General features: G+C 51.8%; 17 protein-coding genes. 12 read left to right on the top strand and 5 right to left on the bottom strand.

Annotated elements, in window-relative coordinates; all coding sequences use genetic code 11:
• Positions 1-7 precede the first annotated feature (7 nt).
• Both PsAD13_RS08060 and PsAD13_RS08055 read right to left on the bottom strand, forming a co-directional pair.
• On the bottom strand, positions 8-1,429 hold the full coding sequence (locus tag PsAD13_RS08060) for a tetratricopeptide repeat protein (RefSeq protein ID WP_084404669.1): 1,422 nt from the start codon (positions 1,427-1,429) through the stop codon (positions 8-10).
• Between the two features lie 65 nt (positions 1,430-1,494).
• On the bottom strand, positions 1,495-1,926 hold the full coding sequence (locus PsAD13_RS08055) for a nucleoside deaminase (protein ID WP_063298790.1): 432 nt from the start codon (positions 1,924-1,926) through the stop codon (positions 1,495-1,497).
• Between the two features lie 510 nt (positions 1,927-2,436).
• Here PsAD13_RS08055 and PsAD13_RS08050 point away from each other — a divergent pair.
• From PsAD13_RS08050 to PsAD13_RS08040, 3 genes are all read left to right on the top strand, one after another.
• On the top strand, positions 2,437-4,623 hold the full coding sequence (locus tag PsAD13_RS08050) for a pseudouridine synthase (protein WP_063317827.1): 2,187 nt from the start codon (positions 2,437-2,439) through the stop codon (positions 4,621-4,623).
• Positions 4,620-5,180 carry a 16S rRNA (guanine(966)-N(2))-methyltransferase RsmD gene (rsmD, locus tag PsAD13_RS08045; RefSeq protein WP_063293714.1) on the top strand — a complete coding sequence of 187 codons (561 nt, stop codon included), beginning with the start codon at positions 4,620-4,622 and terminating at the stop codon, positions 5,178-5,180. Before PsAD13_RS08050 ends, rsmD begins: the two co-directional genes overlap by 4 nt.
• Before the next feature lie 835 nt (positions 5,181-6,015).
• On the top strand, positions 6,016-7,317 hold the full coding sequence (locus PsAD13_RS08040; protein WP_063287172.1) for a porin: 1,302 nt from the start codon (positions 6,016-6,018) through the stop codon (positions 7,315-7,317).
• 99 nt (positions 7,318-7,416) lie between these two features.
• On the opposite strand, the gene mutL is transcribed toward PsAD13_RS08040, so the two are convergent.
• Complete coding sequence (mutL, locus tag PsAD13_RS08035) at positions 7,417-9,372, bottom strand: DNA mismatch repair endonuclease MutL (protein WP_063317826.1); 1,956 nt, start codon at positions 9,370-9,372, stop codon at positions 7,417-7,419.
• 202 nt (positions 9,373-9,574) lie between these two features.
• On the opposite strand from mutL, the gene PsAD13_RS08030 reads away from it, so the two are divergent.
• Positions 9,575-10,429 carry a TIGR01459 family HAD-type hydrolase gene (locus tag PsAD13_RS08030; RefSeq protein ID WP_063317825.1) on the top strand — a complete coding sequence of 285 codons (855 nt, stop codon included), beginning with the start codon at positions 9,575-9,577 and terminating at the stop codon, positions 10,427-10,429.
• 94 nt (positions 10,430-10,523) lie between these two features.
• On the opposite strand, the gene PsAD13_RS08025 is transcribed toward PsAD13_RS08030, so the two are convergent.
• Together PsAD13_RS08025 and PsAD13_RS08020 are read right to left on the bottom strand one after the other, a co-directional pair.
• Entirely contained in the window at positions 10,524-11,198 is a 675-nt protein-coding gene (locus PsAD13_RS08025) for a protein phosphatase CheZ (protein WP_063317824.1), read from the bottom strand.
• A gap of 174 nt (positions 11,199-11,372) precedes the next feature.
• On the bottom strand, positions 11,373-11,756 hold the full coding sequence (locus PsAD13_RS08020; protein ID WP_057464072.1) for a response regulator: 384 nt from the start codon (positions 11,754-11,756) through the stop codon (positions 11,373-11,375).
• A gap of 280 nt (positions 11,757-12,036) precedes the next feature.
• On the opposite strand from PsAD13_RS08020, the gene PsAD13_RS08015 reads away from it, so the two are divergent.
• The 8 genes from PsAD13_RS08015 to PsAD13_RS07980 all read left to right on the top strand — a co-directional run bounded on the left by PsAD13_RS08015 (position 12,037) and on the right by PsAD13_RS07980 (position 22,159).
• Positions 12,037-12,483: a MaoC family dehydratase gene (locus tag PsAD13_RS08015; RefSeq protein WP_057464057.1), complete on the top strand. Its 447-nt coding sequence runs from the start codon at positions 12,037-12,039 to the stop codon at positions 12,481-12,483.
• Positions 12,484-12,717: 234 nt separating this feature from the next.
• Positions 12,718-13,719: a bifunctional riboflavin kinase/FAD synthetase gene (locus tag PsAD13_RS08010; protein ID WP_063317823.1), complete on the top strand. Its 1,002-nt coding sequence runs from the start codon at positions 12,718-12,720 to the stop codon at positions 13,717-13,719.
• Between the two features lie 25 nt (positions 13,720-13,744).
• Entirely contained in the window at positions 13,745-14,683 is a 939-nt protein-coding gene (locus PsAD13_RS08005; protein WP_063317822.1) for a DMT family transporter, read from the top strand.
• A 162-nt stretch (positions 14,684-14,845) separates the two neighbouring features.
• Positions 14,846-15,820: a DMT family transporter gene (locus PsAD13_RS08000; RefSeq protein ID WP_057464059.1), complete on the top strand. Its 975-nt coding sequence runs from the start codon at positions 14,846-14,848 to the stop codon at positions 15,818-15,820.
• 339 nt (positions 15,821-16,159) lie between these two features.
• A complete protein-coding gene (gene ileS / locus PsAD13_RS07995) occupies positions 16,160-19,093 on the top strand; it encodes an isoleucine--tRNA ligase (RefSeq protein WP_063317821.1) in 2,934 nt (977 codons plus the stop codon).
• A 27-nt stretch (positions 19,094-19,120) separates the two neighbouring features.
• Positions 19,121-19,627 (top strand): signal peptidase II, encoded by a 507-nt coding sequence (lspA, locus tag PsAD13_RS07990; protein ID WP_057464062.1) that lies wholly within the window; start codon positions 19,121-19,123, stop codon positions 19,625-19,627.
• A 198-nt stretch (positions 19,628-19,825) separates the two neighbouring features.
• The gene (locus tag PsAD13_RS07985; RefSeq protein ID WP_208980502.1) at positions 19,826-20,563 is read left to right on the top strand and encodes a hypothetical protein; all 738 of its coding nucleotides are present in this window, start codon (positions 19,826-19,828) and stop codon (positions 20,561-20,563) included.
• A gap of 186 nt (positions 20,564-20,749) precedes the next feature.
• Positions 20,750-22,159 carry a pitrilysin family protein gene (locus PsAD13_RS07980; protein WP_063287163.1) on the top strand — a complete coding sequence of 470 codons (1,410 nt, stop codon included), beginning with the start codon at positions 20,750-20,752 and terminating at the stop codon, positions 22,157-22,159.
• Positions 22,160-22,169 lie beyond the last annotated feature (10 nt).

Genomic DNA, 22,169 nt, shown 5'->3' with positions numbered 1-22,169 from the left:
AGAAGCCTCACTGATTTTTCATCTTGGCGAGGAACTCTGAAGCTTCTTGCTTCGCTTCGTTACGTTCCTGCAATGAAAGGTGTTGCTCAATTTTGTTCATATTTTGCACAGCCACATCGTCTCCACCAGATGCCGCAATTGAGAGCCAAACGTATGCCCGCTTGAAGTCCTGTCGACCGCCCTCACCTCTAGCGTACATCGTGCCCAGATTATTTTGTGCCTTTTCGTTGCCCCACTTCGCCGCAAGAGACAATAGTATTTTTGCGACTGCCTCACTTTGAGGGACTCCATCTCCTTTTGAAAATAAGCTTCCCAAATTGAATAGTGCTTGGTCGTGACCCTGATTAGCGGCAAGAAGGTACCATCCAACTGCTTTAAAGTGGTCCTTAGGCACACCGTCGCCTGCATCATACAGTAGTCCAAGGTAATACTGTGCATCTACATATCCCTGATCTGCTGAGAGACGAAACAAGTTCATTGCTTCAGAATAGTCTGTTGGTACACCGTCGCCAGATAGATAGTTTAGTCCCAGAACAAACTGAGCATTTGCGTTGCCCTGTGCAACAGCAAGGCGCAACCATTTTAGTGCTTCAGTAAAACTTTGTTGTACCCCCTTGCCTCTGTGGTACATACTACCAAGTAAAAATTGGGCTTCTGGATGTCCGTTATCGGCGGCTCTGCGGTGCCACTTTGCTGCTTCGACAGAACTTTGCGGTACACCTTTCCCCTTGTAGTACATAATGCCTAGCCGTAGTTGAGCATCTGCATTTCCCTGATCTGCAGCTAGATGAAGCCACTTCAGCGCCTTAGCATAGTCCTTCTGCATTGCTCGGCCATCTACATACATCCAGCCAAGCCGTGCTTGAGCGTCTGGATGTCCGTTATCAGCCGCTCGGCGGTACCATTTTGCTGCTTCTACCTTATCTTCACGGACGCCCCTACCGTAATCGAACAGCAATCCAAGATCGTACTGTGCACGGGAATTGCCCTGCTCCGCTGCCTTGAGCCACCACTCTCTTGCAGCCTTCAAATCCTTCAAAGCACCTTGCCCTTGGTAGTACAAAAGTCCCAAGTTGTATTGCGCATAAGAGTTCCCGGAGATCGCTGCTAAACGATACCATTCAATAGCTCTCACGAAATCTTGTGAAACTCCATAGCCATATTCATACATTACCCCTAAACCAAATTGTGCTTCTGCATTTCCCTGTTCTTCTGCCAGACGAAACCATTTCAGCGCCTTAACATAGTCCTTTTGCACTTCGCGCCCATGTACATACATCCCGGCAAGCTCTACTTGGGCACCAACATCCCCCCCCCTTGCCAATGCCAGCGTAGCTTCAAAATCGTGCGCAAAAACGAAAGAAGAATGGAGGCATACAAGGGAAAAGAGCCACGCCTGCATTGTGATTTTCAGGTAACGGAAATGCATAATTCAAATTCTCTAAGCTTCCAGTAATGGTTCAGAACATATCTCAGTTCATGGGTAGTCTTCACTCAATCCCGCTTCCCCTGGAAGAACGTTTTGAGCATGGCGGCTGAATCTGTTTCGGCCAGGCCGGAGTAGACGTCGGGGGTGTGGTGGCAGGTTGGGGAGGAGTAGAAGCGGACGCCGTGGTCTACGCCGCCGCCTTTGGCATCCCCTGCTCCATAATAGAGCCTGCGGATGCGAGCGAAGGAGATGGCCGCAGCACACATTGGGCATGGTTCCAACGTCACGTAGAGATCGCAGCCTTCCAACCGCTGGGAGCTGAGCTGCTTTCCGGCTTCGCGAATGGCCAGCACTTCTGCGTGGGCGGTGGGGTCATTCAGCTCCAATGTGCGGTTGCCCGCAGAGGATAAGACACTTCCATCTTTTACAACAACACAGCCAATGGGGACTTCGCCGCGCATTTCTGCTGCGCGCGCTTCCTCCAATGCCAGATCCATAAAAGTAGAGTTCAATGTGGGCGTCTTCATGGGGGCCAAGCTAGTGCGTATTGCTAAAAAGTGGAAGCAGGTTTTGGATAAAGACACGCAAAAACAAGAGATAAAGCGGTTTAACAAGCGCCAGACCTATGCAAAGCGCAAATGTTCAGATCACTCAAGCTGTCATCATTTATGAAAGTGTCAGGTGAGTCTGAGCCAACAAAATCAGAAAAAAATTCGAGAGTCTGCTTTTGCCCCTTTGCCAACTGGCGCCTCTTAGGTTATGACCGGAGCAGAGCACGCCCGCGTTTTGAATGCATCCACGCGTCGCGCTCCGTTTTCTTTTTATGAGTGAATTCTTATCGTCTGATTCTCTGTAATCAAACGGAACGCGCTCTAACGACATTCGAATATTGTGTGGCATCTGGCAGACTGCTGGGCAGCCAAGGCGGTGACGCCTATGCGAGCTCATCCAGTGTATCTGATCAGAGTGTAGAAAGTTAAAGGCCCCGGTTCGCCGGGCAAGAGCCAATGAAAAACAGCGGTAAAAAACCATCTAGCTCCCCCCGCAAATCTGGCGAGCAGACCAAAAAATCCTCCGGCGACAAAAAACCAAAACAGACAGTCACCGTTGCAGGCGAACGTATTGCCAAGGCAATGGCACGTGCTGGTCTGTGCTCTCGCCGTGATGCAGAAACATGGATTGAAGCTGGCCGTGTCAGCGTCAACGGCACCGTGCTGGAAACACCAGCTTTTACCGTTACCCAAAAAGACAAGGTTGTCGTTGATGGCAAACCTCTGCCAACCCGTGAGCGGACGCGCCTTTGGCTGTTCCACAAACCACGTGGCACGGTAACCACGAATAAAGACCCTGAGGGTCGTAAAACTGTTTTTGACATCCTGCCTGCTGACATGCCACGCGTTGTGACTGTTGGCCGTCTCGACATCAACACCGAAGGTCTGCTGCTGCTGACCAATGACGGTGGCCTTTCCCGCGTGATTGAATTGCCTGCAACTGGCTGGCTGCGCCGCTACCGCGTGCGCGCCTACGGCAAGGTGACTCAAGAGCAGCTGGATGCCCTGAAAGACGGTGTTGCCATTGACGGTGTTCTTTATGGCGCTATTGAAGCGACACTGGACACTGAAAAAGGCGACAACGTTTGGCTGACCATTGGCCTGCGTGAAGGCAAGAACCGCGAAGTTAAGCGGATTCTTGAGCATCTTGACCTTTCCGTGAACCGCCTGATCCGCATTTCCTTTGGTCCGTTCCAGCTGGGCGACCTTGGTGACAGTGAACTGCAGGAAATCCGTGGCCGTGTGCTTCAAGACCAGCTGGGCGAACGCCTTGTTACTGAAGCTGACCTGGACTTTGACGCCCCTATCGTCAACCAGATGGATACCCGGACCAGCAAACAAGCCGAACTGAAGAAGAGAAAGAAATCTTCCGGTGGTGCCGGTGGTGGCTGGATCAGCGCAAAAGATGCTGCTGCTGTTCTTGCTAAGAACAAGAGTAAGCCACTGCGCCATGGCAGCGACCAGAAAGATAGTGGTGGTGAACGCTCTGAGCAGAACCCGTTTGGTGACCGTAAGCGCGTTGGTGTGAAACCAACCTTTGGTGACCGCAAGCCTTCTGAAGACCGTGGTGAGCGTAAATCCTTTGGCGACCGTGATCGCGGTGAACGCAAGTCATTTGGTGATCGTGATCGTGACCGTGGCGACCGCAAGTCATTTGGCGATCGTGACCGTGGCGATCGCAAGCCATTTGGTGATCGTGACCGCGGCGACCGCAAATCATTCGGCGATCGTGACCGTCAGGCTGGACCTTCCCGCTTTGGCAGCAACGAGCGTGGTGGTTACATCAAGCCGCGCCGCGTGTTCAGCGCAGACGGCAGCGTAGATACATACACTCCAAGTTTTGATGAGGATGAAGGCAGAACCGCTGCGAAGCGTAAGCCGGAAGAGCGTCGTTTTGGCACCCGCACCAAGCGTGGTGACTTCGATTTGGCTCATGGCGGCACAAAACGTTCAGCTGAGGCCGACGCTCCAAAACGTGACGGTGGTCGCGGTGGTGACTTTAACCCTGCAGACAATGCGCGTTATTCTGGCGATACCGGTCCAACACCGGGTGAGCGCCGCTTCTCCAACCGTCGCTCCCGCGATGATGCGCCTTCTGATGAAAAGCGTGGTGGTTTCAATAAGGGACCACGTGGCGATAAGCGCGAAGGCGGTCGTGATGGTGGTCGCGACGGCGAAAAGCGTGGCTTTAGCAAAGGCCCTCGCGAAGGTGGCCGTGATGGCGGTAAGCCTGGCTTCAGCAAAGGCCCTCGCGAAGGTGGCCGTGATGGCGAAAAGCGCGGCTTTAGCAAAGGCCCTCGCGAAGGTGGCCGTGATGGCGGTAAGCCTGGCTTCAGCAAAGGTCCTCGCGAAGGTGGCCGTGATGGCGGTAAGCCAAGCTTTAGCAAAGGCCCACGTGAAGGTGGTCGTGATGGCGGTAAGCCTAGCTTCAGCAAAGGTCCTCGTGAAGGTGGCCGTGATGGTGGCAAGCCAAGCTTCAGCAAAGGCCCTCGTGAAGGTGGCCGTGATGGCGGTAAGCCGAGCTTTAGCAAAGGACCACGTGGCGGCGGCAAGAGCTTTGGCGGCGATAAAGCGCGTGGTGGTCGCCCAGGTGGTGATCGCTCTGGCGCGCCTCGTGGAAACAAAGGCGGCAGAAAATCGTGAGAATTGTTGCTGGACGCTTTCGGGGAACTGCTCTCGCTACGCCCAAGACACAAAACACACGGCCTACCAGTGACCGGATGAGAGAGACCATTTTTAATGTGCTCGCTCATTCCTATGACAATCCGGTTCAGGACGCACGCGTTCTGGACCTGTTTGCAGGGACCGGCGCTCTTGGTCTGGAAGCGATGAGCCGTGGCGGCAAGTACTGCGTCTTTGTTGAAGAGGCCGTTGAGCCGCGTGGTCTGATCCGCCGGAATGTGGAGACCACCGGACTGATGGGCGCCACAAAGATCTTGCGACGTGATGCAACATCTTTAGGGGAAGCGGGAACCATTGCTCCGTTCGACCTGGTATTTCTGGATCCACCTTACCGCAACGAGCTCGGCGAGAAGGCTTTGTCCAGTGCCGTAGCTGGTGGCTGGCTCAATAAAGGCTCTCTTTGCATCTGGGAAGAAGATGCAAGCGTTTCTCCAGTGATCCCTGACGGGTTTGAAGGGCTGGATGTGCGCCATGCGGGCGACAGTCAGATCCTCATTCTCAGGTATCTCGGCGTGTAGCCCAGAGCGACCCTATATATAAAGAGTAGAAGAAGGCCTTTCCGATGTGGTTTCGGGAAGGCCTTTTTTGTTGCCCTCCCCCTCTGTGTGCTGGATAGAGGACCGCCGTGATGTGTGAGTGCGCTCAATGATAGCGCAGGTGAGCAAGGACTGTGAGCAGAGGCGAGCTTGGGGTCTTCAGCCAAACTGATTGAAGCGGGTCGTTGCTGCCCGGCGTTCTGAGGTGATGGCACCGTGTTGTGGCGGCGGGGTTGGTCCGGTGTGGGTGGGTTGGAGGATGCATTGGCCCCCTGCCTCCTGAAAAACAGAGATTTTCGGGATTGAGGTTCACAGTTCGCATAGCAGCGCGTCAGTCCTCAAAAGAACGCAAACCTCCCCAAAACAACGCAAAATTCGAATACTTGTAAATACTATCACTATACTTATCATGGAGCATCACAGTTCCCTGATACGGACTTCATTTGTGTCTATGATTCGAATGACGCAGCTTGCATAGGAAAAGGGCTCGCAAATCTGCGTAATTATTTTTTAACTAACAATAACAATAGCTTAATTCGGAGATAAGCTCCCCTGAAATGCGTTTGTTACATCTACCTAGTTTGGGATAAAAGCGTTGCAGGAATGAAACAGCGGTTTCGATTAGCTTGATAACTCTAGGTTATTTTTAGAGTTATTATTGCATCCATAAGCATGTGCTGGCATCAATTGCTGCAGGGAATTCGCGTACACAACAATAAAATTAGTTTTGCTTAGGTAGCATTTGGGCCACCTTAAGTAGTTTCGTCAATTAACCTTGTTTGAGGAGTGGGTTTCTACCCGATTTAGGAGTCGAATTATGCGCCACTTTACAACTAGCGCCGCAGCAGCGCTTATGATGAGTGCCACTCCGGTCCTTGCAGCCGATCTTCCCGTTGCACCGGAGCCCGTAGAATATGTCCAGATTTGTGACGCCTACGGTACTGGATATTTTTATATTCCAGGCACTGATACCTGTTTGAGAATTCGCGGTCGTGTTCGTGCAGAATACCGTTTCAACAACTTTGGGGCGGCCCCAAGCGACTGGTCTGAGCGGACAAGAAATTCAACATCCACTCGTGCACGTGGCTACCTCCGCATGGACGCCCGAACTCAAACAGAATACGGCTTGCTTCGTGCTTACATTGATTTGTTCGGAACAGTCGACACACCTGGCTTTATTCAGGATGACAGCTCTGTTCCTAACGTGAACAACCCAGTCGGCTCTTTTGGGGTTGAACAGGACAACACTGTTATGACGCTTGATTATGCGTTCGTACAGTTTGGCGGTATGACCATCGGTCGTGCACAGTCCTTCTATGACTTCTGGACCGGTTATGCCTACGGTGCGATCACCACCGTTGCGTATTCTGACCAAAACCTCTGGCTTGCTGGTTATACCTTCGATTTGGGTAACGGCTTGTCCACCAGCTGGTCTGTGGAAGACAGAACAGCTCGCCAGCAGAACCTCTTTACTGGTGAATATCTTGACTCAACCGGATTTAACCAAGGCTACGGCGGCATGCGCTTCCCTGACCTTGTTGCTAACATCCGACTTGATCAGGGTTGGGGTTCCGCACAGATCATGGGTGCTCTAACTGAGATCCGTTATCTTGAATCTTATCCTTCTGGCTTACTCGGCTGGGCCGTCGGTGGTGGTTTTGAATTTGACCTACCATTCTTCACTAGCACGCTCTCCGGCTTCCAGGGTGTTGTTCAGGCAACCTTCTCACAGGGTGCGCTTGGTTACGTAAACAGTGACTGGCAGAACGTAGTCTGGGATGCGACCTCACTTACAGATGGTGAAGATGGAATTGCAACCGGTTGGTCCATCGCATGGGGTTTCCAAGCTGACTTCTCTCCTGAGTGGAACGCAGCAATTCAGGCTTCTTTTGCTAACGCTCGCTCCAAGTTCCTTTGGAACCAAAACCAGTGGGATGTTGTCGGTAAGGTTGGCTGGACACCAGTTAGCGGCTTCGAAATCGGTACTGAAGTTGCCTATCGAAACGTAGCGAATGGGAACCTTTACCCCGATAACTCTACCAACGGCGGTAACCCAACTCGCCCACTCGGCCAACAGGATATCATCTCAGTCCTGCTCCGTGTTCAACGGGACTTCTGAGGCCACATGTCAGAACCCATCGATTACCTAGTGTAATCGAGAATACGAACTGGAAGAGGCGGATCATTGATCCGCCTCTTCTGGTTTTAGTCGTATAAATTAGTGGCGACCAAACAGGCGTTCGATATCGGAGAGCTTCAGCTCAATCCATGTTGGTCTGCCGTGATTGCATTGTCCTGACTTTGGCGTTGCTTCCATATCGCGAAGTAGATTGTCCATCTCTTCAGGACGCATTCTTCGCCCTGCTCTGATTGATCCATGACATGCCATTGTTGCAGCCACCAGATCCAGCTTCTCTCTGATGCGGGTTGAGCTGTCGAACTCCGAAAAATCGTCGGCAAGATCCTGCACAAGCGCTTTGATGTTAAGGCGTTTGAGCATGGATGGAGTTTCTCGCACTGCAATTGCCCCAGGGCCGAAGCGCTCCATAACAAGGCCAACTTCTTCAAGCTCTGGCGCACGCTCTTCCAGTCGTGCGACGTCCTCTTCAGGGAGATCGACAATTTCCGGGATGAGGAGCATCTGCCGAGACACATCGCGCTTCGACAAGTCCTCTTTCAGCTGTTCATAGACAAGCCGCTCATGGGCTGCGTGCTGATCTACGATGACCAACCCGTCTTTGGTTTGCGACACGATGTAAGTTTCGTGGATTTGCGCTCTGGCGGCACCAAGCGGGAAGTTTTCTCTGTCTTCCGGTAACTGATGTCCGTGGGCTCGCGAGTCTGCGGATGGCGCGTCGACCAGTTGGTAGGCCTGTGCGCCCTGCTCGTTCGCTGGCAACTGCGACTGATCCATTGGTGCTGAATATGGTGCATTGGCTTCCATCAAACCCAACTGCATTTCGCTGGATCCAACATCCGGGATATCTGCAGCACTCCACACACCTGCCGCACTCTCTTCCGGTCGATAAGAAGATTGTTGCCATGAGTAGTTTTGAGGGGCTTCTCTATTGCCTTGCTGCGTATGCATAGACTCACCAGAATGAACATTGAAGCCTGCGCTTTGTCCCATTGGGCGGATGGCGTTGATTGCAGATTGGGTGTTTGCAGTGGATGCCCTGAAGCCAGACTGAACGAAGGCATTCTTCAGTGCACCGATCATCAATCCACGAACCAGCTGACCATCTCGGAAGCGTACGTCTGCCTTTGCTGGATGTACGTTTACATCCACTTGGTGAGGGTCAAGATCAATGTTGAGCACTACAATCGGGTGGCGATCACGAGATAGCACGTCTGAGTATGCTGCCTTCAGGGAGCCTAAGAGCAACTTATCTCTTACCGGACGGCCATTAACGAAGAAAAACTGATGCTGTGAGTTGGCGCGGTGGAAGGTCGGCAGGCCTGCATATCCGTACAGATGAACCCCTTCCCTCAGCGCCTCAATCTCCATAGCGTTCTTTGTAAACTCTGCGCCCAGTATTTGTCCGATCCGGGCGAGATCCGCATCATCTCCAGTGCAAGCTGGCAGTTCCAGCTGCCGGCGGTCTGATCCAGAGAGGGTGAACCTGACAGTTGGGTTTGCAAGAGCGATGCGCTTGATGATTTCCGTGATCGCGGTTGCTTCAGCACGGTCGGACTTCAGGAACTTCAGACGGGCGGGCACAGAGAAGAAGATATCTTTCACTTCTACGCGTGTTCCGGAGTTCAATGCAGCTGGTTCAATATCATTGTCCTGGCCGCCTTCAACTTCGATTTTCCAGGCGTGAGGTTCCGAGGCATGGCGTGTGGTTATTTCCAGACGTGAGATCGCGCCAATGGATGGCAGCGCTTCTCCGCGAAAACCCATAGTCCGGATGTCCATGAGATCATCTTCAGGCAGTTTGGATGTGCAATGGCGGCGGACGGCGAGCTGAAGGTCTTCCTTCGTCATGCCTGCACCATTGTCTGTGATGCGCAGCAGGCTTTTACCACCGGTCGCGGTGACGATCTCGATGCGCGTAGCACCAGCATCAACTGCGTTTTCAACCAGCTCCTTGACGACACTTGCAGGCCGCTCAATCACTTCACCAGCGGCAATTCTGTTAATTGTCGTATCGCTAAGTTGTCTTACCGCCATAACCGCTCCGTCTCAAAGATTGTTCTGCATATACATGGCGCATCCAAATCATATTTGTGACAGAGATTTGCGCTCAGTATCAATGCAAGATGAGCAGTGATTATATCTACTTGTCGTCGTCACCTGCTCAGGCTATGAGGATTTGGCTCAACTCTACTCTTTTTTCAAGAGCGTATCCAAGTTTCCTCCAAGAGAACATCATATGAAGCAGCAATCCCCCATCACTGGCGTCAGCCAGATTGCAGATCAGTTCAACGGCATTCTATGTGATGTCTGGGGTGTTTTACATAATGGCGTGAGTGCTTTTCCGGCAGCAATTGAAGCTCTTGAGACCTATAAGACGCATTGTGGCAAGCCTGTTGTTTTGATTACCAACGCACCGCGCCCGTCTCATGAGATTGAACAGCATCTTCGCAGTTTGGGTGTTCCGCAAACCTGCTATGACTCAATTGTCTCGTCAGGTGATGTTGTTCAGGCTGATCTGCGAGCCATAGATCACGCAAAAGTCTATCATATTGGCCCCAAAAAGAATCATAGCCTGTTTCATGGTGCAAGTATTGACTTTGTGGAGCCGAATGCTGCGGACATTATCGTCTGTTCAGGTTTGAACGACAGGCGCGTCGAAGAGCCTGAGGATTATCGTTCTCATTTTGAAGAGTTATTGAAGCTGGACCTGCCGCTCATCTGCGCTAATCCAGACATTGTCGCTGAACAAGGCGACAAGTTGGTCTGGTGTGGAGGTGCACTCGCAAAGCTTTATGAGGAGATGGGTGGCCGCGTCATCATTACGGGCAAGCCTTTTCATCCGATCTACGATATGGCGCGGGCAGAGTTGAATGTGTACGCAGGCAGAGCGCTTGAAAAAACTGAAATTCTGGCAATTGGTGACGGTTTACCGACTGATATCAAAGGTGCAAATGCCCAGGGCATCAACGCGTTGTTTTTGACGGAAGGTATTCATGCAATGGATCTGACAGGGGATGCCGAAGCCGTTGAAAACATGCTTAAGGCAGAAGGCCTGCATGCGCACAGTTTTATGGGGCGCCTGAGTTGGTAAAACTAAAGCAGTTTGCACCATTTCAGGTCAACAAACTGCTTTTAGATTTCTTGTTGGTGGGCAGTGCCCACTGACAAATTGATCGCAAGTAAAATCAGGCGAACAGCTTGTCGATATCGTCCTGCTGCACATCACCGAGCATAGCATCAATCTCATCCTGAGAGACGCCTTCACCCTTGTGCTGCGGGCCATGGAGGATCAGCTCACGCTTGCGGCGCTCTTCATCCGTTTCTTCGCCGCCTTGTTCGTTATTAGCTTCTTGTTCAAGGCGTAAACGTTCGACGAAGTTGGAAACACGCTCATCAATCGTATTCAGGGTGCTGACAACTTTAGAAATGCGTTGTCCAGTAATATCCTGAAACGCGCAGGCCTGAAAAATCTCCATAACCTGATTGTTGACGGTGTCCTGATAGGTCTGAGTGTCCTCAGGATCAGCTGCCATGATGGCTTCAGCTGCTTCCATGATTGAATGTGTTGCTTCCTCTGTTGAAGAAACAATAGCATCCAGCTCCCGACCAGCGTCAGGGATATGATTATCTCTCATATCTGCGACACGAAGCTTACTGATTTCGGCTTTCATCCGCGCAATTTCCGCGCCGATTTCTGCCAGTTCCATGGTCACTGCAGGTTGGATGTGTTCAATGATATCCCCCATTGAACCTGTCATAACCTCTGCAAGGTCCATCACATCAGTTAGTGTGACTTCGCTAGATTTCTCACGGCTTTCTTCTAGAAAATCGATGAGTTGCTGAATATCAATTTTGGTCAAAACACTCTTCCCTTTGCCTGTGTAGGGAACGTCTCCTCCAGCAGGCAAAATCGCCTGCCGGGTTAGAGCTCTACCCGACCTTGTAACCGGTCAGTTGGGTGCACAGAAGGGTAGGGGCGCTACCGTTATCGCGTCCTCACCCCAGCCCCTATTCTTCAGTTGTGCGCAAACAATTTACTCAGCGAAAACCGCTTCGATTTTGCCTTTAAGAGTTTGCGCATTAAACGGCTTAACGATGTAGTTGTTAACCCCTGCCTTTTTAGCAGCGATCACATTTTCCGTTTTAGACTCAGCCGTCACCATAATGAATGGCGTCTTACTAAGAGCAGCATCCTGCCTGACCTGCTTGAGCAGTTCATAGCCAGTCATAGGTTCCATGTTCCAATCCGAGATCACCAGGCCGTAACGGCGCTGCTTCATTTTCTCGTAGGCCTCAGTGCCATCAGCCGCATCATCGATGTCCGCAAAGCCAAGTTGCTTCAACAAGTTCCGAATGATTCGAATCATGGTCTTATAATCATCGACAACCAGAATTGGCATCTGAAGATCAAGGGCCATGTACAACTCCATATTCTCAAGAGGCTGTCGTTGCCTCTCTGCTATACTCACGGCGACCACGACATTGTTCGGTCACACTGGACGCAGGTGTCCTTCCAAATAAAAGGGGTCCCCACCAATTCAACTTCGCGAAATTAACCGCCCTACGTTATAGTTAGGTTAATTTCTCCAATACGATTTCAATAATGCTAAAAGCCTAATTGTTTTTTAGAGGTCCGCTTACTAGCGTTTCCGCGCGTTTTACCGGCAATATTGCCTGTGGTTAATTCGAGGAAACACTATGCTCAGCCTTCGTCCACTCGCTTATGAAGACCTTTCAGTCGGCATGACCGAAGTTTTCGTAAAGCACGTCAGCTCTCAAGACATCGTAGGATTCGCAGAGGTTTCCGGTGACAGAAACCCAATCCATTTGTCGGAGCATTTTGCAGCGAAGACCCCTTTCAAAACTCGTATTGCGCACGGTCTTTACACTGCGAGCCTTATCTCAGCCGTACTTGGAACGCGATTACCGGGTCCAGGTGCAATTTATTTGTCTCAATCTTTAAATTTTCGCGCGCCTGTGTATATCGGCGACGATATTGAGGTGCGCGTGAGCGTTGCAGAGCTGATCGACAAAGGCAATCGCGCCCGGTTGGATTGCCAGTGCCTGGTCGAAGGCAAGGTGGTTTTGGAGGGAGAAGCGATGGTCAAAGTCCCTGCCCGCGCTGACATGGATATTCCGCTTTAAGCTGAAATTCCTGCACAGGACTTAAAGTTTCTTGTGTCCGGCCCGGCAAACTCCATCTCAAGAGCTTGACGGGGCGGACTTCTCACGGCACCGTCTCGCAAAATTCCAGATGTTTGGAGTATGCTGCGCTCTACGCATTCGCGCGTCAGACTCTGAAACTCTCTATTCACGCGTATTTTAATCCGAAAACCGGAGCCACTTTTCGGTAATACGCTCAAGCGGGAAGTACAGTTCATGGGTGAGCCGATCAAACAGGCGCATTCTTTTCAGCATATTACCGACCTTGCGCAGTTTCCCGACAAACTGCGCGGCGGCGTTGTTGCTATTGGGAATTTTGATGGTGTTCATCGCGGACATCGGGCTGTCCTTGATTTAGCGCGTGATGAAGCTGCAAAGCGTGGTGTTCCGGCCCTCGCCATGACTTTTGAACCACACCCACGCACCTTTTTCCGGCCTGATCAGCCTGTTTTTCGTTTGACGCCTTCACATGTCAAAGCAGAGATCTTTGAAGCGGAACATCTGGATGGCGTGATCGAACTGCCCTTTACAAAAGAGTTTGGCGGTATGGCCGCTGAAGATTTTGTGAAGGACATTCTGGTTGGGCGCCTTGGCATTTCCCAGAGCATCACTGGCTATGACTTCCACTTTGGGAAGGGGCGTCAAGGAACACCTGAGTTTCTTGAGCAAGCTGGTGAAGCCCATGGATTTGCCGTGACCATCGTTGGCGCAGAAGGTGACGAAGGGGGAGAGATCATCTCTTCCAGCCGTATTCGTGCCGCTCTTGCTGAAGGCGAATTGGCAGTGGCGAACGGCTTGCTTGGATATCGTTATTTTGTTGAAGCGACCGTTCAACACGGCGAGAAGCGTGGCCGCGAGTTGGGATACCCAACTGCGAACCTGAAGCTTGCCGATAATTGCGAGCTGAAAGAAGGCGTTTATGCCGTTCAGATCAAAATTGACGGCATGATGCATGATGGTGTGGCCAGTTTTGGTCGTCGTCCAACATTTGATGATGGCGCACCGCTGCTTGAAGTGCATGTGTTTGACTTCACTGGTGACCTATATGAAAAGCCAGTCACAGTCTGCTTCGTCGGATTTATCCGTGCCGAACTTAAATTTGACGGTATTGAAGCCTTAATTAGCCAGATGGATCAGGATAGCGCTGAGGCACGGGCGATGATTGCCTCCATGCGACCGCTCTCTCATCTGGACCAAATGCTCAATGCCGACGGGTAGTTCACCCCCTTTAGAAAGATAGTTCATGACATCAGCGGCTACGAGAGCTGGCACTGCCAGCTCTGATAATGTGTTGCATGGCGTGCTGCTGATGATGTGCGGGCTGCTCATTCTATCGAGCACCGATGGCGTGGTGAAATACCTCTCAGAGTTTTTCTCTCCTTTGACGGTCGCGTTCTTCCGCTTTGCCGTGCAGCTCGTCATAATTCTGGCGATTGCCACTTTTCAAAAACGGAGCTGGTTCAGTCTTTTGAAAGAGACAACCCTGCCCTTGTTTTGCCGTGGCTTGCTGCTTGCGGTGGGCTCGGTGTTCATTGTGTTTGGGTTGAAGTACTTGCCATTGACAGATGCGACGGCAATTTTCTTTGTGCAGCCGGTTATTCTTGTTGTTTTGTCCTCAGTCTTTCTGAAGGAGAGAGTTGGTCCAAAACGTTGGCTGGCGGTATTGATTGGGTTTGCTGGTGTGCTTGTGATCATGCGCCCCGGCACTGGCGTTTTCCAACCGGCGAGCCTTCTCGTTTTAGCGGCTGCCTTTACATTTGCTTGCTATCTGATGCTGACACGCAAGCTCTCCGGGCAATCCTCTCAGCTCGCCATACAGTTCGCGACTGGCTTTGCTGGCAGTCTCTTTATTTTGCCGATCATCATTTATGCTTGGCTGACTGGTTTTGGTGGAGATCTGGTGATTGTCAATCAGGAGGCCAACTTTACTCTGCCAACAATCCTGTTGTTCTGTCTTGGTGCCACTGGCCTGATCGCGCATGTTTTGCTGGTCAAAGCCTTTGAGAGAGCACCGGCGTCCGTGTTGGCTCCAATCAATTACGTTGAGATTTTCTCCGCAACTACAATCGGTTACCTGGTCTTCAATGAAATCCCAGACGAGTTTGTCTGGGTTGGCGTTGGTATGCTCATCTGCAGCGGACTGATACTTGCAAATGCAGAAAGAAAACCCTCTCCCTCATAATATTGAGGGGCGGAACAGATACTCTTTAGATAACTGCACTGAATAGCCCGCTACCGGCACTTTCTTTTGGTTGCGCAAAGGAATAGCTGGTGCGTCAATATAGGCCCTTACCCTCTGCGCTGGCTTTGATATGTCAGCGTATCCCCATTATCCGAGAGCAACATGACAACAACAACCGCCTCGACAGATAGTCATACCTCCAATGCCGGGCTACATGGCATTCTGTTTATGGTCGCCGGAATGTCTCTGGCCCCCCTGATGGATGGCACAGCCAAGTATCTCAGTGCGTTCATTTCGCCGGTTGAGGTATCGCTTGGCCGCTTCCTGTGTCAGGCGATTATTGTTCTCGTGATTGCGGGTTTCATGGGCCGTTCGTTCGGCTCTTTGATGAAAGAGGTCAACCGTATTCAGCTGGTGCGCGGTGCTTGTCTCGCAATTTGCTCAATCTTCTTCTTCACCTCTCTTAAGTACATGCCTTTGGCGGATGCGATTGCGATTTTCTTTGTGCAGCCGATGATCCTGACTGTACTTTCGGCTGTTGTTTTGAAGGAAAAAGTAGGTGTGCGCCGTTGGGCAGCTGTTGTGGTTGGCATGATCGGGGCTCTGATCATTATCCGTCCAGGGTCGAGCGCGTTGGGTTGGCCATCTCTGTTGCCCCTTGCTGCCGCGACCTCCTTTGCAGTTTATCTTGTTCTGACACGCAAACTGGCAGGGAGTGCCTCTTTGCTTGGCATTCAGTTTGCGACAGGTGTTGCTGGTGTTTTGACGCTGACACCGCTTGTTATCATCGCAAGCCTGCTTGGGTTTGAAGCTGCTGCATGGACGACACCAGACCTCACTCACCTGCCGCTGTTCGTGTTGATGGGCATTATCTCGTTTGCCTCACACGGGTGTATCGTGCTTGCGTTTGACCGAGCCCCTGCCTCCGTTCTTGCACCGCTCAGCTATACAGAGATCATCAGTGCAACGATTGTGGGCTTCGTGCTGTTTGGGGACATTCCGGACATGTTTGTCTGGCTGGGTGTGGCTTTGATCTCAGGTGGCGGGCTTTACATTGCACACCGTGAACGGACAGCTGCGAAGCGTCAGGCGGAGAGCGAAGAGCTTGTCGACAGTTCACCCAAGCGCCATTACTGACTTCAGCGTGGCAGCTCCAGTCTTCAGGAAAAATGTCCTTGGTCTTGAGAATATTGAGCTTTGTTGTTAGAGGCTCTTTATTCCTAGGATAAGCGCTGCTAAAAGCACTCATTATGTTAGCCGAGTTTGAAGATAACAGGACTACTCCTTTGACCTTACTCAAGGTGTGCCAATTTCGAATTATTGGCCCGGCCTTCAGTTGAGACGCCCGCTGGCGCCCTGAAGTACCGGGAGACCTCCAACCGTCACAGAGACGGCGGGATTTTCAAACTTGCGCAAATTCCTGCGCTTTACCAAATGCCTATGGGCAAACAAATGCCCACATAAGCGGACTGCCAAATGACCGATACACCGAGCCGCGATTATTCGGACACGCTCAACCTGCCTAAAACTGATTTCCCAATGCGGGCAGGCCTTCCAAAGAATGAACCTAAGATCCTCGCCAAATGGTTGGACAAGGACCTTTACAAGGTGATGCGCGATCAATCTGCGGGTCGCCCTAAGTTCATCCTGCATGATGGCCCTCCTTATGCGAACGGCAACATCCATATTGGTCATGCGCTGAACAAGACCCTGAAGGACATCATCAATCGCTCCATGCAGATGCAGGGCTTTGATGCGAACTACGTTCCTGGCTGGGATTGTCATGGTCTGCCGATCGAATGGAAGATCGAAGAGCAGTATCGCAAAAAAGGCAAAAACAAAGACGCTGTGCCGATCAACGAATTCCGTAAGGAATGCCGTGAGTTTGCGGACAAGTGGATCGATGTTCAGCGCGAAGAATTCAAGCGCCTTGGTATTGAAGCAGACTGGGACAACCCATATCTGACCATGCGCTACGACAGTGAAGCTGTGATTGCGAAAGAACTGATGAAGTTCGCAACATCCGGCCAGTTGTATCGTGGCTCCAAGCCTGTGATGTGGTCCATCGTTGAGAAGACTGCTCTTGCTGAAGCAGAAGTGGAGTATGAAGACCATATCTCCCACACCATCTGGGTAACCTTCCCGATTGTGTCCGGCAATGAAGCGCTGATCGGCAAGAAAGTGGTTATCTGGACAACCACTCCATGGACCATCCCTGCTAACCGCGCGATCTCGTTCTCTAACGACATCAGCTATGGCATCTACAAGGTGACTGAAGCTGCTGAAGACAACTGGGCGAAGGTTGGCGAAGAGTTCATTATTGCTGACAAGCTTGCTGAGTCTGTTTTTGAAGCCTCCCGCGTTGATGCCTATGAGCGTGTTTCCGATGTTGATGTGAGCACAATCGAATACTGCGCGCATCCGCTGCGTGGTGCTGAAGGCGCTGGCGACTACTTCGACTTCAACGTGCCGATGCTTGCCGGTGAGCACGTCACCGATGATGCTGGTACTGGCTTCGTGCACACCGCTCCTGGTCATGGTCAGGAAGATTTCCAGATGTTCCTGGACAACCGGGAAGCCTTTGCAAAAGCGGGCACTGAGCAGGTTCCGATGACCGTTCAGCCGGATGGTTCCTACTATCCGCATGTGCCGCTGTTTGAAGGCAAGTACATTCTTGACCGTAAGGGCAAAGAAGGCTCCACCAACAAAGCTGTTATCGAAAAGCTGACAGAAGTTGGCGGTCTGATGGCTCGTGGGCGTGTGAAGCACTCCTACCCACACTCCTGGCGCTCTAAAGCACCGCTGATCTTCCGTAACACGCCGCAGTGGTTTGTTTACATGGACAAGGAACTTTCCGAGGAAGCCAAAGGTGACACTCTGCGTGCTCGCGCGCTGAAGGCGATCTCCGAGACACGTTTTGTGCCAGCAACCGGTCAGAACCGTCTGAATGCCATGATCGAAGCCCGCCCTGACTGGGTTCTTTCCCGTCAGCGCGCATGGGGCGTGCCGATCACCGTGCTTGTGAACAAGGAAACTGGTGAAGTTTTGAAGGACGAAGCGGTCAACGCACGTATCTTTGAAGCTTTCCAGAATGAAGGTGCAGATGCATGGTTTGAGGAAGGCGCAACTCAGCGCTTCCTTGGCGATGCATATGATGCTGAGAACTTCGAGAAAGTCGAGGACATCCTCGACGTATGGTTCGATTCCGGTTCAACACACGCTTTCTGCATGGAACGCCGTGAAGACCTGAACCCGAACCGTAAAGGTTTGGGTGGTGACGATTACGTTCTGTACCTTGAGGGTACCGATCAGCACCGTGGCTGGTTCCACTCTTCCCTGCTGGAAAGCTGTGGTACTCGCGGTCATGCACCATATGACGCTGTTCTCACCCACGGGTTCACCATGGATGAGCAAGGCCGCAAGATGTCCAAGTCTTTGGGCAACACGGTTGCGCCTCAGGACGTCATCAAGCAGTACGGCGCGGACATTCTGCGTTTGTGGGTTGGTTCTGTCGATTATGCTGAAGACCAGCGTATCGGCCCTGAGATCATCAAGACCAACGTTGATGCCTACCGCAAGATGCGTAACACTCTGCGCTTCATGCTTGGGTCTCTTGGTCACTATGACGGCGAAGAGATTGCTCTTGCTGACATGAATGAGCTTGAGCTGTTGATGCTACACCGTCTGGCCGAGCTGGATGTGCTGGTTCGTGATGCCTATCAGGCGTTCGACAGCAAGCGCGTGTTCTCTGCTCTGTTCAACTTCATGACTGTTGAGTTGTCCGCGTTCTACTTCGATATCCGCAAGGATGCGCTGTATTGCGATGCTCCGTCTTCCACAAAGCGCAAAGCCTCTCTTTATGTGATTGAGCAGCTGTTCCGTCATCTGACCATGTGGCTGGCACCAATCCTGCCATTCACCATGGAAGAGAGCTGGATCTATCGTTATGGTGAAGCGACAACTTCTGTGCACCTGCAGCAGTTCCCTGCTGTTTCTTCTGCGTGGAGAAACGATGAGCTGGCAGCGAAGTGGGAGAAGGTTCGTACGGTGCGCCGTGTGATCACTGGTGCATTGGAAATCGAACGCCGTGAAAAGCGGATCGGCTCTTCTTTGGAAGCACATCCAACCGTTTACATTTCAGATGCAGAGCTGATGGCTGCTCTGGACGGGCTGGACGCTGCAGAAATCGCGATCACATCCCAGCTGAACCTGTCCTCCGACAGCGCTCCGGAAGGTGCGTTCACGTTGGAAGACACTGCTGGTGTTGGCGTTGTGCCGGGTCTTGCTGAGGGCAACAAGTGTGCCCGCTCCTGGAAGATCCTGCCAGAAGTTGGTGCAGACGCTGAGTATCCTGAGCTGACACTGCGCGATGCCGATGCAATGCGCGAGCTGGATAGCGCGACTGTTTAAGCGAACGATGTGACGAGGGAATTGACCTTGAAGAAACTGAAGTTTTGGGGACATCACAGTTCCCTCGTCCTCCTCCTTGCCATAGCTGGTCTGGTTGTTGATCAGATTGCCAAGTTCTGGGCTGTCGCTCATTTCTCAGGTGGCGGTATTCCTACAATCCCGGTTGGCCCTTTTCTGGATCTGGTTCTGGTCTGGAACAAAGGCGTTTCCTACGGATTTTTCCAGCAAACGACAGAGCTTGGCCGCTGGGGACTGGCAGCCTTTACGGTTGTTGCCTCAGTTTTCATCTGGTTCTGGAGTGCGCGCGCAAGTAACCGGCTGGAAGGTTTCTGCCTCGGGCTGGTTCTCTCCGGCGCCCTGAGCAATGGTTTTGACCGCCTCTATTATGGCAAAGTCGTCGATTACCTCTATTTCCATGTTGGGGAATTTTCCTGGTACGTCTTCAATCTTGCCGATGCATGGATTGTTATTGGCGCTGCTGGTTTGCTGCTCGACACCTTATTTATTGGCAAAAATAAGGATAGCCGGCCCTAAAACTGCCTAATTCTCAATTATATGTGGGGAATATCGGGTGCTTCTGGGCATAACTACACACTTAGGGCCTTCATGGTTTCGTGATTCCTGTTTTAAGGTGGCATCACTGGATTATGAGGACTACAGATTTCGCAGGCTGTCATTTGACCCGTGATGCCTGTCAAACGCCGTTTTGATGGTGATCGGGAAACAAGGGTAATGAAATTGCAAAGCCGTAGCAAAAAATTCGTTGTTCGGGCCACTTTTGTTTGCGGGCTCTCTCTCGCACTATCCGCCTGTATGACAGGTAATGGTGACTTCGATGATGGCACTGAAACCACCGATTTGAGTTTGATGACTGGTGTCTTGAGCGCCGTTGGTCTTGAGTCTCAGAAGAACACTGACATCAAGTACAAAGAGCGTGCTCCGCTTGTTATGCCGACACAGGCTGGCAACCTTCCGCAGCCAGATTCCCGCAAGCTTTCTGAAGTCGCTAGCAACTGGCCGGTTGACCGCTCCAAGGAAGAACTTGAAGAGATCCGCGCGTTCTACAAGGTAGAGCCAGGTGAGCCTTTGAGCATTGAGCAAATGCGCGGTCACCCTGCGCTGAAAAAGGCTGCAGCTCGTCCTCGCGATTTCGCAGCTGAGAAACGTCAGCAGCAGCTTCTTGATGGTGACAAACTGAGCCCGACTGAACTTGCAGCTCTTGGCAGGCAGTATCAGGACGCTAAAAAACAGCTTGGTGGCAAGGATGTGGAAGCACCGATTTGCGCACCTGGCGATCCAAGTTGTACGCCGACACGCAAATACCTGACCGAGCCTCCAGTGGCTTACTCCACTCCTGTTGCAGGCGTTGCTTTTGCGACCCCGGAAGTGGACGAAAGCGAAGAAGTTCGCAAAAAGCGTGAAGCAGCAGCAATTGAAGACGGCGCTCGTATCGACATGAGCAAGCAGTAAGAACTTCTCTAACAGAGAGTTCAAGTCTTACTGAAAGCCTGAATAAACTATGAAGCAAGCGCGACAATGTTCGCGCTTTTTTCATTATAGCTGCAATAGATTACGAATAATTCACGAGGAGATTAACCACAATCACGGTATAGGTAGGACAGCTGTGTCCTGCTCATTTTAAAGGGAGCCCCCTACGTGACTGGTCGATCTCTCGCGCTTAAAGCCCTCGCTTTGAGTCTGGTTGTTTTCGCAAGCCCAGTATTGCCCGTGGCTGCGGATACGACAGGGAAAGCTTCAATCGAAGACTTTTCAAAAATACACATCGGCGGAACCGATGTTTCCCAAACCACTCTCGACAACGGTCTTCAGGTAGTTGTCATCCCTGACCGACGCGCGCCGATTGTGACCCACATGGTGTGGTACCGCGTTGGTGGAGCAGATGAAAAACCCGGTAAATCCGGCATCGCGCATTTTCTTGAACATCTCATGTTCAAAGGAACCAAGAATACACCAGAGGGTGAGTTCTCCAAAAAGGTTGCTCAGGTAGGTGGCCAGGAAAACGCCTTCACCTCTCAAGACTACACGGCCTATTATCAGCAGGTTGCCAAAGAGCATCTGGAAATGGTGATGGGCTATGAGGCTGATCGCATGTCCAACCTGATCCTGACTGAAAAGCAGGTTGATCCGGAACGGGATGTGGTGCTCGAAGAGCGTTCCCAACGCGTGGACCGCAGTCCTGCGGCCAGACTATCTGAGACATTCGATCAAGTCCTGTTTCCGAACAGCCCCTACGGTATTCCGGTGATTGGCTGGAAAAACGAAATTCAGGCGCTGAACAAAGACGATGCTATCGCCTTTTACGACAAGTACTACACACCAAACAACGCAATCCTGATTGTCGCCGGTGATGTGACTTCAGAAGACGTTCTGGCCCTCGCCAAGAAGACCTATGGCAAGGTTGAGCAACGTGCAGACCCGGGTCCACGTGATCGTCCGCATGTCCAGATCGTGCCAGGTAATCGCGAAGTCAGCCTGCAGAGTGATCAGGTTGCGCAGCCAAGCCTGCAACATGGCTGGATCGTACCAAGCTCAACCACTGCTGAGCCGAGTGACTCTGAAGCTCTTGAAGTGCTTTCAGACATTTTAGGTGGCGGTGCTAACAGCCGGCTTTATAAAGCACTGGTGATCGAAGGCGAAGTCGCAACCAGTGCTGGAGCCTGGTACCAGTCTACCGCTTTGGATGACACCCGCTTCATTCTTTACACCTCTCCCAAAGATGGTGTTGAGCTTGAGGAACTGGAGAAGCGTGCTCTGGCAATCGTGAATGATGTTCTTGAGAACGGTGTGACGGCTGAAGAAGTGGAACGTTCTAAACGCTCTATGCTGGCCTCTGCCATTTACGCGCAAGACAAGCAAGACGTGCTGGCGCGCATCTTTGGGACAGCTCTGACCACAGGCGGTTCTGTTGAGAAGGTTCAGACCTGGCCAGCTCGCATTGCCAAGGTGACACCTGAACAGGTTCAGGCAGTTGCACAGAAGTACCTTAGTGAAACCAGTGTGGCGAGCTATCTGATGCCTGCTGCAAAACCTGAAAATGCAGAGTGAGAGGGGACGC

Origin of the sequence: Pseudovibrio sp. Ad13 (assembly GCF_001623225.1) — a bacterium.
GTDB lineage: Bacteria > Pseudomonadota > Alphaproteobacteria > Rhizobiales > Stappiaceae > Pseudovibrio.
Note: the sequence above shows the minus strand (reverse complement) of the source record. Positions and strands in the feature narration are given on the sequence as shown.

What these genes read in the sequence shown, in the direction of transcription:
- PsAD13_RS08060 (WP_084404669.1), bottom strand. Translation starts at nt 1,429, where the DNA reads ATGCATTTCCGTTACCTGAAAATCACAATGCAGGCGTGGCTCTTTTCC.
- PsAD13_RS08055 (WP_063298790.1), bottom strand. Translation starts at nt 1,926, where the DNA reads ATGGATCTGGCATTGGAGGAAGCGCGCGCAGCAGAAATGCGCGGCGAA.
- PsAD13_RS08050 (WP_063317827.1), top strand. Translation starts at nt 2,437, where the DNA reads ATGAAAAACAGCGGTAAAAAACCATCTAGCTCCCCCCGCAAATCTGGC.
- PsAD13_RS08040 (WP_063287172.1), top strand. Translation starts at nt 6,016, where the DNA reads ATGCGCCACTTTACAACTAGCGCCGCAGCAGCGCTTATGATGAGTGCC.
- mutL (WP_063317826.1), bottom strand. Translation starts at nt 9,372, where the DNA reads ATGGCGGTAAGACAACTTAGCGATACGACAATTAACAGAATTGCCGCT.
- PsAD13_RS08030 (WP_063317825.1), top strand. Translation starts at nt 9,575, where the DNA reads ATGAAGCAGCAATCCCCCATCACTGGCGTCAGCCAGATTGCAGATCAG.
- PsAD13_RS08020 (WP_057464072.1), bottom strand. Translation starts at nt 11,756, where the DNA reads ATGGCCCTTGATCTTCAGATGCCAATTCTGGTTGTCGATGATTATAAG.
- PsAD13_RS08015 (WP_057464057.1), top strand. Translation starts at nt 12,037, where the DNA reads ATGCTCAGCCTTCGTCCACTCGCTTATGAAGACCTTTCAGTCGGCATG.
- PsAD13_RS08010 (WP_063317823.1), top strand. Translation starts at nt 12,718, where the DNA reads ATGGGTGAGCCGATCAAACAGGCGCATTCTTTTCAGCATATTACCGAC.
- PsAD13_RS08005 (WP_063317822.1), top strand. Translation starts at nt 13,745, where the DNA reads ATGACATCAGCGGCTACGAGAGCTGGCACTGCCAGCTCTGATAATGTG.
- PsAD13_RS08000 (WP_057464059.1), top strand. Translation starts at nt 14,846, where the DNA reads ATGACAACAACAACCGCCTCGACAGATAGTCATACCTCCAATGCCGGG.
- ileS (WP_063317821.1), top strand. Translation starts at nt 16,160, where the DNA reads ATGACCGATACACCGAGCCGCGATTATTCGGACACGCTCAACCTGCCT.
- PsAD13_RS07985 (WP_208980502.1), top strand. Translation starts at nt 19,826, where the DNA reads ATGAAATTGCAAAGCCGTAGCAAAAAATTCGTTGTTCGGGCCACTTTT.